The following is a 14,157-nucleotide window of genomic DNA, read 5'->3' as shown; positions in this document are numbered from 1 at the left end:
CGATACATGAGCCTGTATCGAAGCAGAGCGAGCGATTGGTAGTTACGCCTGTCCGAGGAAGTCCTTGGCGAAACGCTGCAGCACGCCACCGGCCTGGTAAACGCTGACTTCGGCCGCAGTGTCGAGACGGCAGGTGACCGGCACGCGAGTTTCTTCACCGCTCTTGTGGTGAATGACCAGGGTCAGATCGCAGCGCGGCGACAGCTCGCCTTCGATATCGAAGGTTTCGGTGCCGTCCAGGCCAAGGGTCAGGCGGGTGGTGCCCGGCTTGAACTCGACCGGCAGCACGCCCATTCCGACCAGGTTGGTGCGGTGGATACGCTCGAAGCCTTCGGCGACGATCACCTCCACACCGGCCAGGCGCACGCCCTTGGCTGCCCAGTCACGCGAGCTGCCCTGGCCATAGTCGGCACCGGCCACGATGATCAGATTCTGCTTGCGGTTCATGTAGGTTTCGATGGCTTCCCACATGCGCATCACCTTGCCTTCCGGCTCGACGCGCGCCAGCGAGCCCTTCTGCACCTTGCCGTCGACCACCGCCATCTCGTTGACCAGCTGCGGGTTGGCGAACGTTGCCCGCTGTGCCGTCAGATGGTCGCCGCGGTGGGTGGCGTAGGAATTGAAGTCTTCCTCCGGCAGGCCCATCTTCGCCAGGTACTCACCGGCGGCCGAATCCAGCAGGATCGCGTTGGACGGCGACAGGTGATCGGTGGTGATGTTGTCCGGCAGGATCGCCAGCGGGCGCATGCCCTTGAGGGTACGCTCGCCAGCCAACGCGCCTTCCCAGTACGGCGGACGACGGATGTAGGTCGACATCGGGCGCCAGTCGTACAGTGGGCTCTTGGCTTCCTCGATGGTGCCCAGATCGAACATCGGAATGTAGATCTGCTTGAACTGCTCGGGCTTGACCGAGGACGCGACGATGGCGTCGATCTCCTCGTCGGACGGCCAGAGGTCCTTCAACGTGATCGGATTGCCGCTCTTGTCGGTCCCCAGCACATCCTGTTCGATATCGAAGCGCACGGTACCGGCGATGGCGTAGGCGACCACCAGTGGCGGCGAGGCGAGGAAGGCCTGCTTGGCGTACGGGTGGATACGGCCATCGAAGTTGCGGTTACCGGAGAGGACCGCGGTGGCGTACAGGTCACGCTCGATGATCTCCTGCTGGATCACCGGATCCAGCGCACCGGACATGCCATTGCAGGTGGTGCAGGCGTAGGCAACGATGCCAAACCCGAGCTTTTCCAGCTCACTCAGCAGGCCAGCCTCTTCGAGGTACAGCTTGGCGACCTTCGAACCCGGGGCGAAAGACGTCTTCACCCAAGGCTTGCGCACCAGGCCCAACTCGTTGGCCTTCTTCGCCAGCAGGCCGGCGGCCACCACGTTGCGCGGGTTGGAGGTGTTGGTGCAGCTGGTGATGGCGGCAATGATCACCGCGCCATCGGGCAGCAGACCTTCGGCCTCTTCGGCGCGCGCTGCAGCCAGCTTGTCTTCGTCGGCAATGCCGCGCTCGTGCAGCGCCGAAGTCGGCAGGCGCTTGTGCGGGTTGGACGGGCCAGCCATGTTGCGCACAACGCTGGACAGGTCGAACTCGAGCACGCGCTCGTACTCGGCGCTTTCCAGGGCGGTTGCCCACAGGCCGGTTTCCTTGGCGTATTGCTCGACCAGGGCGACCTGCTCCGGCTCACGACCGGTCAGCTTGAGGTAATCGATGGTCTGCTGATCGATGTAGAACATCGAAGCGGTGGCGCCGTATTCCGGGCACATGTTGGAGATGGTCGCGCGATCGCCGATGGTCAGGCTGTCGGCGCCTTCGCCGAAGAACTCGACCCAGGCTCCGACCACACGTTCCTTGCGCAGGAACTCGGTCAGCGCGAGGACGATATCGGTGGCGGTGATGCCAGGCTGACGCTTGCCGGTCAGACGTACGCCGACGATGTCGGGCAGGCGCATCATCGAAGGCAGGCCGAGCATCACGGTCTCGGCCTCCAGGCCGCCAACGCCGATGGCGATCACGCCCAGCGCATCGACGTGCGGGGTGTGCGAGTCGGTACCGACACAGGTGTCCGGGAAGGCCACGCCGCCGCGGGCCTGGATCACCGGCGACATCTTCTCCAGATTGATCTGGTGCATGATGCCGTTGCCGGCCGGGATCACGTCGACGTTCTTGAACGCGGTCTTGGTCCACTCGATGAAGTGGAAGCGGTCCTCGTTGCGGCGCTCCTCGACGGCGCGGTTCTTCTCGAACGCATCGGGATCGAAGCCTGCAAATTCAACCGCCAGCGAGTGGTCGACGATCAGCTGAGTCGGAACAACCGGGTTGACCTTCGCCGGGTCACCGCCCTGCTCCGCGATCGCATCGCGCAGACCGGCGAGGTCGACCAGCGCGGTCTGACCGAGGATATCGTGGCAGACCACGCGCGCCGGATACCAGGGAAAGTCCAGATCGCGCTTGCGCTCGATGATCTGCTTGAGCGAATCGGTCAGCGCTTCGGGCTCGCAGCGACGAACCAGCTGTTCGGCCAGTACGCGGGAGGTATAGGGCAGCTTGTCGTAGGCACCTGGCTGGATGGCTTCGATCGCCTCACGGGTGTCGAAATAGTCAAGCCCGGTGCCTGGCAAAGGTTTGCGGTGTTCAGTATTCATGCCGGAAGAACTCAATCCAGTAATGATTCGAGGGGCAAGGCCTGGGGGCCCGTTAAACGAGCCCCCAGCTCCGATCAGCGCTGGGCGATCGGGACAACCTTGCGCTGTTCCGGACCGATGTACTCGGCGCTCGGCCGAATGATCCGGTTGTTGCTGCGTTGTTCGAACACATGGGACGCCCAGCCGGTAACGCGCGAGCAGACGAAGATCGGCGTGAACAGCTTGGTGGGGATGCCCATGAAGTGATAAGCGGAGGCATGGTAGAAGTCGGCGTTCGGGAAGAGCTTCTTCTGCTCCCACATGGTTTCGTCGACGGCCACCGAGACCGGGTAGAGCACGGTATCGCCCACTTCGTCGGCGAGCTTCTTGGCCCAGACCTTGATCACCTCGTTGCGCGGGTCGGAGACGCTGTAGATCGCGTGGCCGAAGCCCATGATCTTGTCCTTGCGCTCGAGCATGCCGAGGATCGCTTCGCGGGCTTCTTCCGGACTCTTCCACTGCTCGATCATGTCCATCGCCGCTTCGTTGGCGCCGCCATGCAGCGGGCCGCGCAGCGAACCGATGGCACCGGTCACGCAGGAATAGAGGTCGGACAGGGTCGAGGCGCAGACACGGGCAGTGAAGGTCGAGGCGTTGAACTCGTGCTCGGCGTAGAGGATCAGCGAAACGTTCATCACCTTGACGTGCAGGTCGCTCGGCTTCTTGTCATGCAGCAGCGCGAGGAAATGACCACCCAGCGTGTCTTCATCGCTGGTGCAGTTGATGCGAACACCATCGTGGGTGAAGCGATACCAGTAGCACATGATCGCCGGGAAAGCGGCCATCAGCCGCTCTGCCACATCGCGCTGCTGATCGAAGCTGACTTCCGGCTCCAGGGTACCGAGCACGGAAGAACCGGTACGCATGACATCCATCGGATGGGCATTTACCGGAATGCGCTCGAGCACTTCCTTCAGAGCCTGCGGCAGGTCACGCATGGTTTTCAGACGATTCTTGTAGTCGGCCAGTTGCTGGGCAGTTGGCAACTCGCCGTAGAACAGCAGATAGGCAACTTCCTCGAAATCGCATTCGGCGGCCAGATCGCGTACGTCGTAACCGCGGTAGGTCAAGCCAGCGCCGGTCTTGCCGACGGTGCACAGGGCAGTCTGTCCGGCGATCTGTCCACGCAGACCAGCACCACTCAGTACTTTTGCTTCAGCCATTGCTATCTCCTTCTTGGATTTGTTCTGGATACTGCAAAATCACGTTGAAAAATGGATCGCAAAGGTCCCGCTGGCAAATCCGGCGGGACCTGCTCGTCAGTTCTTCTTCTGGGCGAACAGCGCGTCTAGGTGCTGCTCGAACGCGTGGTAGTTGATGCGATCGTAGAGCTCCATACGGGTCTGCATGGTGTCGATCACATTCTTCTGCGTACCGTCACGGCGCAGCGCGGTGTAGACGTTTTCCGCCGCCTTGTTCATGGCGCGGAAGGCCGACAGCGGGTAGAGCACCAGGGAAACGTCGACGCTGGCCAGCTCTTCAGTGGTGTACAGCGGCGTGGCACCGAACTCCGTGATATTGGCCAGGATGGGCGCCTTCACCCGATCGGCGAAGGTCTTGTACATCGCCAGCTCAGTGATCGCCTCGGGGAAGATCATGTCGGCACCCGCCTCGATGCAGGCAGCGGCACGATCCAGCGCGGAGTTCAGACCTTCCACCGCCAGCGCATCGGTACGCGCCATGATCACGAAACTGTCGTCGGTGCGCGCATCCACCGCCGCCTTGATGCGATCGACCATTTCCTGCTGGGAGACGATCTCCTTGTTCGGACGATGGCCGCAACGCTTGGCGCCGACCTGGTCCTCGATGTGGATCGCCGCGGCGCCGAACTTGATCATCGACTTCACGGTGCGGGCCACGTTGAAGGCCGAGGAGCCGAAGCCGGTGTCAACATCCACCAGCAGCGGCAGGTCGCAAACGTCGGTGATGCGACGCACGTCCGTCAGCACATCATCCAGACCGGTGATGCCAAGATCCGGCAGCCCGAGGGAACCCGCCGCGACACCACCACCGGACAGGTAGATGGCCTTGAAGCCGGCACGCTTGGCCAGCAGAGCGTGGTTGGCATTGATCGCGCCGACGACCTGCAGCGGATGCTCACTGGCCACGGCGTCACGGAAACGCTGACCGGCAGAAGGAAGAGTCATGCATTACCCCTTTTGTGTGGTGTTTGTTCAAGAGCGCCCTTGAAATGGCGCTCGACATTGCGCTTGGAAGCGGCGATATGCCGCCGCATCAGCAGCTCCGCCAACTCACCGTCGCGCTCGGCGATGGCGTCGAGAATTCGATGGTGTTCGGCGAAGGCCTGGTGCGGCCGGTTCGGTGTGGTCGAGAACTGGATGCGGTACATGCGCACAAGCTGGTAAAGCTCGTCGCAGAGCAGCTTGGCCAGCGTGCGATTGCCGCTGCCCTGGATGATCCGGTAGTGAAAGTCGAAATCGCCTTCCTGCTGGTAATAGCCGACGCCTGCCTGGAACGCCTCGTCGCGTTCATGGGTGCTCAGCACCCGTCGCAGATCATCGATCTCTGCCTCGCTCATGCGCTCGGCGGCAAGACGGCAGGCCATGCCTTCCAGTGACTCACGAATCTCATAGAGCTCGATCAGCTCGGCATGGCTCAGTGAAACCACGCGCGCGCCCACATGCGGCACGCGAACCAGCAGTTTCTGCCCTTCCAGCCGGTGAATCGCCTCACGCAACGGCCCGCGGCTGATGCCATAGGTACGTGCCAGCTCCGGCTCGGAGATCTTGCTTCCCGGTGCGATCTCGCCCTTGACGATAGCGGCCTGAATCAGGCGGAACACGTGCTCGGCCAGTGTTCCGCTGTCAAGCTGCTGCACGGATGGGGGAAGTTCAACGGTATCCAGCATGATTGTCGACAATTCAGGTTTCGATGGCGCGAAACTACGCCCGGCAAGCCAACCCGTCAACAGTTTGAAGCCCTGGATTGTCGACACCCTTACTAAAGTCGTACGAGGCCACTCTCGACGCTTGCGGACCACGCCCAGGCCGCGGCCGCCGTTGCGTAGCGCGGAAAGACGCATGCTAGAATGCCAGCCTTTCGCGCCGTGGACGCCCGCCTGCCGCATCAGCGCCGTACCCAGCCGCCTCTTCTCTTCCCTCACGACAACAGGTTCCATGAGAGTTAAAGCCTTCTTCCTGCTGCTCTGCGTATTGACCCTGCCCACCGCCAGCCTGGCTGGAAACAAGACGATCTACGGCCTGACCGAGAACGTCGGCCTGCCAGATTTCGGTCTGGAAGTGGAAGCCAAACTCGACACTGGTGCGCAGACCGCATCACTTAGTGCTCGTGACATCACGCGATTCAAGCGCAAGGGCGAATCTTGGGTACGCTTCTATCTGGCGGTCGACAGCGCTCACGCTCATCCCATCGAACGCCCGCTGGCGCGTATCAGCAAGATCAAGCGCCGCGCCGGCGACTACGACCCGGAAGAGGAAAAAACCTACACGGCACGCCCGGTCATCGAGCTCGATCTGTGCATGGGAAAGGTTAAACGCACCATCGAAGTGAACCTCACGGACCGTACCGCTTTCCAATACCCACTTTTGATCGGTTCCGACGCGCTCACCCGCTTCGGCGCCCTGGTCGACCCAAGTCGCACCTTTATTGCCGGCAAACCCGGTTGCCTCAACGAATCTGACGCTGACGAGTAATACCCATGCGCGCTCTCACTCTGCATCTGAAAGTCCTGATCTTCCTGCTCGTCGCCCTGGGAATTTCGATCACCGCCTACCAGATCTTCATACTGGGCATCCCGGTTACCGAAGACGAAACCGATGATTTGTGGAACATCGACGCCAAGGTCGAGTTCCAGGCCAGCCCGCGCGAACCAGTGAAGCTGCAGATGTACGTGCCGCCGCTGAATCAGGAGTTCGTCAGCCTCAACGAGAGCTTCATCTCCAACAACTATGGCGTCAGCGTCAATCGCGTCGATGGCAACCGCCGTGTGACCTGGTCCGCGCGTCGCGCCAGCGGCAACCAGACACTCTATTACCGCCTGGTTTTGACCAAGCGCTACAGCGGCGAACAGACCAAGGCCACCGGCCCGATCTTCCGCGACAGCATTCCGGTCGAGGGCGCAGAAAAGATCGCTGCCGAAGCCCTGCTCTCGCCGATCCGTCAGCATTCGGCCGACGTCGAGACCTTCATCAGCGAGGCCATCAAGCGCGTCAACAACCCCAACGATGACAACGTCAAGCTGCTACTGGGCGGCGACACCTCCATCCCGAACAAGGCCCGCGTCATCGAGCTGCTGCTGTCCATCGCCCATGTGCCGATGGAGCGCGTACACACCATCCGCTTGAATGCCGACCAGCCGCAGACGCCGGAGCTGTGGTTGCGCAGCTTCAATGGTGACAAGTGGCTGTTCTTCAACCCAGGCACTGGCGAGCAGGGTCTACCGAATGACCGCCTGGTCTGGTGGACCGGCGACGAGCCCCTGGTCAGCCTGGAGGGCGGGCGCAACCCGCAGGTGACCTTCACACTGAACAACAGCGAGATGAACGCCATTCGCCTGGCCAAGCTGACCGATGAGAACACCGAGGCCGGTTTCCTCGAGTACTCCCTCTATGGCTTGCCGCTGCAGACCCAGCAAACCTATCAGATCATGATCATGATCCCGATCGGCGTGCTGGTGATCCTGATTCTGCGCAACCTCGGCGGCCTGCAGACCCTCGGCACCTTCACCCCGGTGCTGATCGCACTGGCGTTCCGCGAAACCCAGATCGGTTTCGGCATCATCCTGTTCACCCTGATCACCGCGCTCGGCCTGTCGCTGCGCTCGTACCTGGAACACCTCAAACTGCAGATGCTGCCGCGCCTGTCGGTGGTGCTGACCTTCGTCGTGGTGCTGATCGCAGTGATCAGCCTGCTCAGCCACAAGCTCGGCCTCGAACGCGGACTGTCGGTATCGCTGTTCCCGATGGTGATCCTGACCATGACCATCGAACGCCTGTCCATCACCTGGGAAGAGCGCGGCGGCAGCCACGCCTTCAAGGTCGCGGTCGGCACGCTGATCGCTGCCAGCCTGGCCTTCATGCTGATGAATATCCGGGAGCTGACCTACTTCATCTTCACCTTCCCGGCCGTGCTGCTGATCATGGTGGGCTTCATGCTGGCGATGGGTCGCTACCGCGGCTACCGCCTGACCGAGCTGTTCCGCTTCAAAGCCTTTCTGAAGGATTGAGCCATGTTCGGTCTGATCAAGACGTGGAAAGCCCTGGAAGCCAAGGGGATCATGGGCATCAACCGCCGCAACGCGGACTACGTGCTCAAGTACAACAAGCGCAATCTGTACCCGATCGTCGATGACAAGATCATCACCAAGCAACGCGCGATCGAAGCCGGCATTCACGTGCCGGAGATGTACGGCATCATCGAAACCGAAAAGGACATCGAGAAGCTCAAGGACATCGTCAAGGATCACACCGACTTCGTCGTCAAGCCGGCCCAGGGCGCCGGCGGCGACGGCATCCTGGTGATCGCAGACCGTTTCGAAGGTCGCTACAAGACGGTTTCCGGCAAGATCATGTCGCACGACGAGATCGAGCATCAGATTTCCAACATCCTTACCGGCCTCTACTCACTGGGTGGCCACCGCGACCGTGCGCTGATCGAGTACCGCGTCACGCCCGATCCGATCTTCAAGAGCATCAGTTATGAAGGCGTGCCGGACATTCGCATCATCGTGCTGATGGGTTACCCGATCATGGCCATGCTGCGCCTGCCGACCCGCCAGTCGGGTGGCAAGGCCAACCTGCACCAGGGCGCCATCGGCGTCGGGGTGGATCTGGCAACCGGCATTACCCTGCGTGGCACCTGGCTGAACAACAAGATCACCAAGCATCCGGACACCACCAATGCGGTGGACGGCGTGCAGCTGCCCAACTGGGACGGCTTCATGAAGCTCGCCGCCGGCTGCTACGAGCTATGCGGACTTGGCTATATCGGTGTCGACATGGTGCTCGATCAGGACAAGGGCCCGTTGATCCTTGAGCTGAATGCGCGCCCTGGATTGAACATCCAGATTGCCAACGATTGCGGCCTGACCCACCGAGCGCATGCCGTCGAGAACCGCCTGGCCGAGCTCAAAGAGAAAGGCATTCAGGAAACGCCCGAAGAGCGCGTGAAGTTCTCTCAGGAATTGTTCGGGCACGTCCCACCACATGCCTGAATGACGCAAACCGGGCAGCCGCGTATCCTCACGGGCTGCCCTTGCATCGATTCGACCCATGCCCATCTGCACGTTGCACCCCCTGCCCTACAAGGCTGACCCCGCTTACTGGTTCGAACGTATCCGTCACGCTCCGGGCGCCGTCCTGCTCGACTCAGGCAGACCGAAGGCCACGCGAGGACGCTTCGACATCCTCAGTGCCTGGCCATTGAGCGTGCTCGAGCCTGACGAGAATGAGTCGGGGCGTGCATTCTTCCAGCGATTGCGCCAGAAGCTGCGCGAACTCGGTGATGCCGAACTGCCTGTCAACAGTGAACTGCCGTTCGCTGGGGGCCTGATCGGCCTTCTGACCTACGACTTCGGCTCGCGCCTGGAGACTCTTCCACAGCAAGCCAAAGACGACAGCGGCCTGCCTCTGGCTCGCTTCGGCCTCTATGATTGGGCGCTGATCACTGACCATCAGCGGCAGGCCAGCCAGCTACTGTTCCACCCGGCATTGGCCGATCCAGAGCGCGAGCGCCTGATACGCCTGTTCGATTCAGCGGCCAGTGGCGAAAGCGCGTCGTTCCGGCTGTCGGACCGTTTCCGTGCAGACCTGACCATCGACGCTTACCGCCACGGCATCGAGCGCATCCAGGCGTACATCCAGGCCGGCGACTGCTATCAGGTCAACTTCACGCAACGCTTTCGCGCCGAATGCTCGGGTGATGCCTGGGCAGCCTACCGGGCGCTGCGCGACGCCTGCCCTACGCCCTTCGCTGGCTTCGTCGCCCTGGATGACGGCGCCATTGCCAGCCTCTCACCCGAGCGGTTTCTGCACCTGCACCAGGGCCGCGTGGAAACCCGCCCGATCAAGGGCACTCGACCACGTGGTGAGGACAAGCAAAGCGATGCCGAACAAGCCCAAGCCTTGCTTGCCAGCGAAAAAGACCGCGCCGAGAACCTGATGATTGTCGATCTGTTGCGCAATGACCTGGGCCGCAGCTGTCGGATCGGCAGCGTGCGCGTGCCGGAGCTCTTCGCCCTGGAAAGCTACCCCAACGTGCATCATCTGGTGAGCTGCGTGACCGGAGAGCTGGCCGATCATCGCGATGCGTTCGATCTGCTGGCGGGCAGCTTTCCGGGTGGCTCGATCACCGGTGCGCCGAAAATCCGCGCCATGCAAATCATCGACGAACTTGAGCCAACGCGCCGCGCCATCTACTGCGGCTCGCTGCTCTACATTGACGTAAGGGGCGAAATGGACAGCTCCATCGCCATTCGCACCCTGCTCATCCGGGACGGACAAGTCAGTTGCTGGGGCGGCGGAGGCATCGTCGCCGATTCCGACTGGCAGGCGGAATACCAAGAATCGATCGACAAGGTGAAGGTGCTGCTGCAAACCCTGGAGCAGCTGCCAAGCTAGAGCGACCAGCGTAGCCAGTCGCTCAACCTCACCGGCTCAGAACGACAGCTTGCGATTCGACGCCTTGAGGAATTCCTGTTTCAGCTCGTCGAAGGTATGCACTGCCGGGAACTGCGGGAATTCGGCGATCACATTGTCCGGCGCATGGAACAGGATGCCGGCATGGGCTTCGCTGAGCATGGTGGTGTCGTTATACGAATCACCAGCAGCGATCACGCGGTAATACAGGCTCTTCAGCGCGATGACCGATTGACGCTTGGGGTCCTTCTGGCGCAACTGATAATCCACGACGCGATCGGTCTCGTCGGTGATCAGGCGGTGGCAGAGCAGCGTCGGGAAGCCCAGCTGGCGCATCAGCGGTTGCGAGAACTCATAGAAGGTGTCGGAGAGAATCACCACCTGAAAGCGCTCGCGCAGCCAGTCGACGAACTCCGATGCGCCTTCCAGCGGCTTCAGGGTCGCGATGACCTTCTGGATATCCGCGAGCTTCAGGCCATGCTCATCGAGAATGCGCAGGCGCTGCTTCATCAGCACGTCGTAATCGGGAATGTCCCGCGTGGTGGCCCGGAGCGATTCGATTCCGGTGGCCTCGGCAAAGGCGATCCAGATTTCCGGAACCAGCACACCCTCCAGGTCGAGACAGGCTATTTCCACGGGCCACTCCTCAATGCAGAAAATTGAAGGCGGCACTCTAGCGGCAGCGCGCGACCGAAGCAACGCAAGGCTTATACCCGAAACGGCTGAATACGACATCTAAAGGTTATTTAGCGGCATAAATACCTTTTGCTACCATCCGCCGCCTCAGAGCGCCAAAGCGCCGATGCAACCATAAGGAAGCCGCCTGATGAGCCAATCCATCGATGTCGCCACGTTGGCTGCCGCCTACGCCGATAAGTCTCCCCAAGACATACTCAAGCTCGCTTTCGATCTGTTCGGCGATGATCTGTGGATCTCCTTCAGTGGCGCCGAGGACGTGGTCCTACTGGACATGGCCTGGAAGCTGAACAAGAACGTCAAGGTATTCACCCTCGACACCGGCCGACTGCACAGTGAAACCTACCGCTTCATCGAGCAGGTCCGCGAGCACTACGGCATCGCTATCGAAATCATGACGCCGGACCCGGCACTGCTGCAGCCACTGGTCAATGAAAAGGGCTTGTTCAGCTTCTACCGCGACGGTCACGGCGAGTGCTGTGGCATTCGCAAGATCGAGCCACTGCGGCGCAAGCTCGCGACCGTCCGCTCCTGGGCTACCGGCCAGCGTCGTGATCAAAGCCCTGGTACGCGTAGCCAAGTTGCTGTACTGGAAGTGGATACTGCGTTCTCTACCCCGGAAAACACCCTGTACAAGTTCAACCCGCTCGCGCAAATGTCCAGCGAAGAAGTCTGGGGCTATATCCGCATGCTGGAGATCCCCTACAACAGCCTGCATGAGCGCGGCTTCATCAGCATTGGCTGCGAGCCGTGCACCCGGCCGGTACTGCCCAACCAGCATGAACGCGAAGGCCGCTGGTGGTGGGAGGAAGCAACCCACAAGGAATGCGGCCTTCACGCCGGCAATCTGATCGCCAAGAGCTGACGGTTCGACTGCGTCGATCACGAGCGCGAGACATGGACCTGCCGCAGGTCGGGACCGCGTAGTCCCGACCTGGCCGTCAGCGATTAATAGGTGGGGAGTTCCATGCCATCGAACAACTCATCCAGCTCCACCTTGTTGCGGCATTGAATGGCCTTCTCCAGCATGTCGCGATTCAGATGCGGGGCGAATTGCTGAATGAAGTCGCACATGAAGCCGCGCAGGAAGGTGCCGCGACGGAAGCCGATCTTGGTCACGCTGGATTCAAACAACTCACTGGCATCGAGCACGACGAGATCAGCATCCAGCTTGGGATCGACTGCCATACGCGCGACGATGCCCACACCGAGCCCGAGCCTCACGTAAGTCTTGATCACGTCGGCATCGGCCGCGGTGAACACGACCTTCGGTACAAGCCCGCGATGGCCGAATGCCTCGTCGAGCTTGGAGCGCCCGGTGAAGCCAAACACGTAGGTAACGATCGGGTGTTCGGCCAGTGCCTCCAGAGTGAGCTTGTCGAGCTTCGCCAACGGGTGGCCCTGAGGCACGATCACGCAGCGGTTCCAGCGATAGCAGGGCATCATGACGAGATCGCCGAACAGCTCCAGTCCCTCGGTCGCAATCGCAAAATCAACCGTGCCGTCGGCGGCCATTTCGGCAATCTGCATCGGCGTACCCTGGTGCATGTGCAGGGAAACGTCAGGGTATTGCTTGATGAAACTGCTGATCACCTGAGGCAACGCATAGCGCGCCTGGGTGTGGGTGGTGGCGATGCTCAGGGTGCCCTTCTTTTCGTTGGAGAACTCCTGGGCGATCTGCTTGATGCTTTCACATTTGCGCAGGATTTCACCTGCGGTTGTGATGATGCGCTCCCCAGCGGGCGTCACCCGGGTCAGATGCTTGCCGCTACGGGCAAAGACCTCGACGCCCAACTCGTCCTCCAGTAGACGAATCTGCTTGCTGATACCGGGCTGAGAGGTAAACAGACTCTGGGCGGTTGCCGAAACGTTGAGGTCATGGTGCGCCACTTCCCAGATGTAACGCAGTTGCTGAAGCTTCATAGAAATCCCTCAAGGCAAAGGCACCGCTGCGCCTGCCGCACTTATAACCATATGAACGGTGTGCCTCTGATGATAGGCCTTCCGTCTGATTTTTGCTGTGCGACCTTTGGTCTGGTTGGCTCAGCGAGCAAGCGAGCTGCGCAGCGGACGCCGATTTTGCGTCCTTGTCATCCGTGGGAGCGCGTTTCCAGAAAGCGGAGCGTGCGGTACAGCAATTCCGTCTTCGGCATGGCCACACCCACGCGATCAGCAGCATCAAGCGGGGCTGCATAGATGGCGTCGAGCTCCATCGGACGGCACTGGAATCGATCGTGGTACATGCTGGGTAGGTAATCAGGCATGCGTGCGGTGCCGATCAGGAGCTTTTCGGCGAAATCTTCCGGAATCGCATGTCCCAGCGCCTGCGCCGTTGCGCAAACTTCCTGCATGATGGCCTTGACCTGCGAACGCGAGTCTTCATTGCCGAGCAACGCCTCAGTACCTGCGTCGAGCAGTGCCGAGAGGCCATTGAACGGTACGTTCCACACCAGTTTCATCCAGCGCGCCTGCGCCAGACTGGGCATGGCGGATGAATCCACGCCTGCCTGGCGGAACATTTCAACCATCTCGTTCAGCAGGGCGAGCTGTGCTTGCGCATCATCGTCCGCGGGTCCGGAGTGATAGCCGAGGTTCACCCCGCCCAGGGCCTGATGCTCAACCACCCCTGGCGCCGAGCGATGAGCACAGATCGCGCACAGCCCGCCCAGCAGGTGCACACTTTCAGGTAAGTACGGCCTGATCGCATCCTCCACATCCAACCCGTTCTGCAGCACGACAACTTTGCAACCCGGCGCCGCCAGCTGCGCGATGATGGACCCCAGCGCATCGTTGCTGGTGCTCTTGGCGCCGACCAGCAGCCAGTCGCACGCGGGCATCTGCGCCGGGTCGCAATAGACCTGAGGCTGGGCAAGCAGCAGTGGACCATGCACGGCGCTGTTGACCTGCAGCCCTCGCTCCCGGACCGCGGCATACTCACTGCGCAGCAGAAAATGCACATCGAAACCGGCGCGAGCCAGCATCACGCCGTAGAAACCACCGATGGCACCGGTACCAATGATGCCGATACGTGGACTTGCTGCAGACATACGCACTCCAGATCCATGGGTTGGCCGCACCCGGCGCCAACCAGTTGAAAACTCGAACGATAGCAGCCCGGCAATGCCTGGCACAGCGCCCACTCCTGTTACTCCAGGCGCAG

12 protein-coding genes are annotated in these 14,157 nt (G+C 61.2%); 5 read left to right on the top strand and 7 right to left on the bottom strand.

Going from position 1 to position 14,157, the window contains the following annotated elements; translation table 11 throughout:
- Positions 1-42: 42 nt before the first annotated feature.
- From acnD to EA798_RS13320, 4 genes are all read right to left on the bottom strand, one after another.
- Complete coding sequence (gene acnD, locus EA798_RS13335; RefSeq protein ID WP_106154955.1) at positions 43-2,646, bottom strand: Fe/S-dependent 2-methylisocitrate dehydratase AcnD; 2,604 nt, start codon at positions 2,644-2,646, stop codon at positions 43-45.
- Positions 2,647-2,720: 74 nt separating this feature from the next.
- Positions 2,721-3,848: a bifunctional 2-methylcitrate synthase/citrate synthase gene (prpC, locus tag EA798_RS13330; RefSeq protein WP_122099269.1), complete on the bottom strand. Its 1,128-nt coding sequence runs from the start codon at positions 3,846-3,848 to the stop codon at positions 2,721-2,723.
- 96 nt (positions 3,849-3,944) lie between these two features.
- The gene (gene prpB / locus EA798_RS13325) at positions 3,945-4,832 is read right to left on the bottom strand and encodes a methylisocitrate lyase (protein ID WP_106154957.1); all 888 of its coding nucleotides are present in this window, start codon (positions 4,830-4,832) and stop codon (positions 3,945-3,947) included.
- Positions 4,829-5,554 (bottom strand): GntR family transcriptional regulator, encoded by a 726-nt coding sequence (locus tag EA798_RS13320; protein ID WP_106154958.1) that lies wholly within the window; start codon positions 5,552-5,554, stop codon positions 4,829-4,831. The genes prpB and EA798_RS13320 overlap by 4 nt, the downstream gene beginning before the upstream one ends.
- 268 nt (positions 5,555-5,822) lie before the next feature.
- On the opposite strand from EA798_RS13320, the gene rloA reads away from it, so the two are divergent.
- Genes rloA through pabB form a run of 4 tightly spaced genes read left to right on the top strand, consistent with a single transcriptional unit; the run spans position 5,823 to position 10,283 of the window.
- Positions 5,823-6,359: a retropepsin-like aspartic peptidase RloA gene (rloA, locus tag EA798_RS13315; protein ID WP_106154959.1), complete on the top strand. Its 537-nt coding sequence runs from the start codon at positions 5,823-5,825 to the stop codon at positions 6,357-6,359.
- A 5-nt stretch (positions 6,360-6,364) separates the two neighbouring features.
- Positions 6,365-7,891: an osmotic stress tolerance membrane protein RloB gene (gene rloB, locus EA798_RS13310; protein WP_122099268.1), complete on the top strand. Its 1,527-nt coding sequence runs from the start codon at positions 6,365-6,367 to the stop codon at positions 7,889-7,891.
- 3 nt (positions 7,892-7,894) lie between these two features.
- Positions 7,895-8,878: an alpha-L-glutamate ligase-like protein gene (locus EA798_RS13305; RefSeq protein WP_106154961.1), complete on the top strand. Its 984-nt coding sequence runs from the start codon at positions 7,895-7,897 to the stop codon at positions 8,876-8,878.
- 58 nt (positions 8,879-8,936) lie between these two features.
- The gene (gene pabB / locus EA798_RS13300; RefSeq protein WP_122099267.1) at positions 8,937-10,283 is read left to right on the top strand and encodes an aminodeoxychorismate synthase component I; all 1,347 of its coding nucleotides are present in this window, start codon (positions 8,937-8,939) and stop codon (positions 10,281-10,283) included.
- Positions 10,284-10,319: 36 nt separating this feature from the next.
- Here the strand turns inward: pabB and thrH are convergent, their stop codons facing one another.
- Positions 10,320-10,937, bottom strand: a complete 618-nt coding sequence (thrH, locus tag EA798_RS13295; protein ID WP_106154963.1) for a bifunctional phosphoserine phosphatase/homoserine phosphotransferase ThrH — start codon at positions 10,935-10,937, stop codon at positions 10,320-10,322.
- A 190-nt stretch (positions 10,938-11,127) separates the two neighbouring features.
- Between thrH and EA798_RS13290 the strand changes: the two genes are divergently transcribed.
- The gene (locus EA798_RS13290) at positions 11,128-11,862 is read left to right on the top strand and encodes a phosphoadenylyl-sulfate reductase (RefSeq protein WP_106154964.1); all 735 of its coding nucleotides are present in this window, start codon (positions 11,128-11,130) and stop codon (positions 11,860-11,862) included.
- Between the two features lie 83 nt (positions 11,863-11,945).
- On the opposite strand, the gene cysB is transcribed toward EA798_RS13290, so the two are convergent.
- Together cysB and EA798_RS13280 are read right to left on the bottom strand one after the other, a co-directional pair.
- Complete coding sequence (gene cysB, locus EA798_RS13285) at positions 11,946-12,920, bottom strand: HTH-type transcriptional regulator CysB (protein ID WP_122099266.1); 975 nt, start codon at positions 12,918-12,920, stop codon at positions 11,946-11,948.
- Between the two features lie 167 nt (positions 12,921-13,087).
- A complete protein-coding gene (locus EA798_RS13280) occupies positions 13,088-14,044 on the bottom strand; it encodes a putative 2-dehydropantoate 2-reductase (RefSeq protein WP_122099265.1) in 957 nt (318 codons plus the stop codon).
- Positions 14,045-14,157: the final 113 nt, after the last annotated feature.

It is taken from the genome of Pseudomonas songnenensis (genome assembly GCF_003696315.1).
In the GTDB taxonomy this organism is placed as follows: domain Bacteria; phylum Pseudomonadota; class Gammaproteobacteria; order Pseudomonadales; family Pseudomonadaceae; genus Stutzerimonas; species Stutzerimonas songnenensis.
This window is presented reverse-complemented; position numbering and strand designations above follow the sequence as displayed.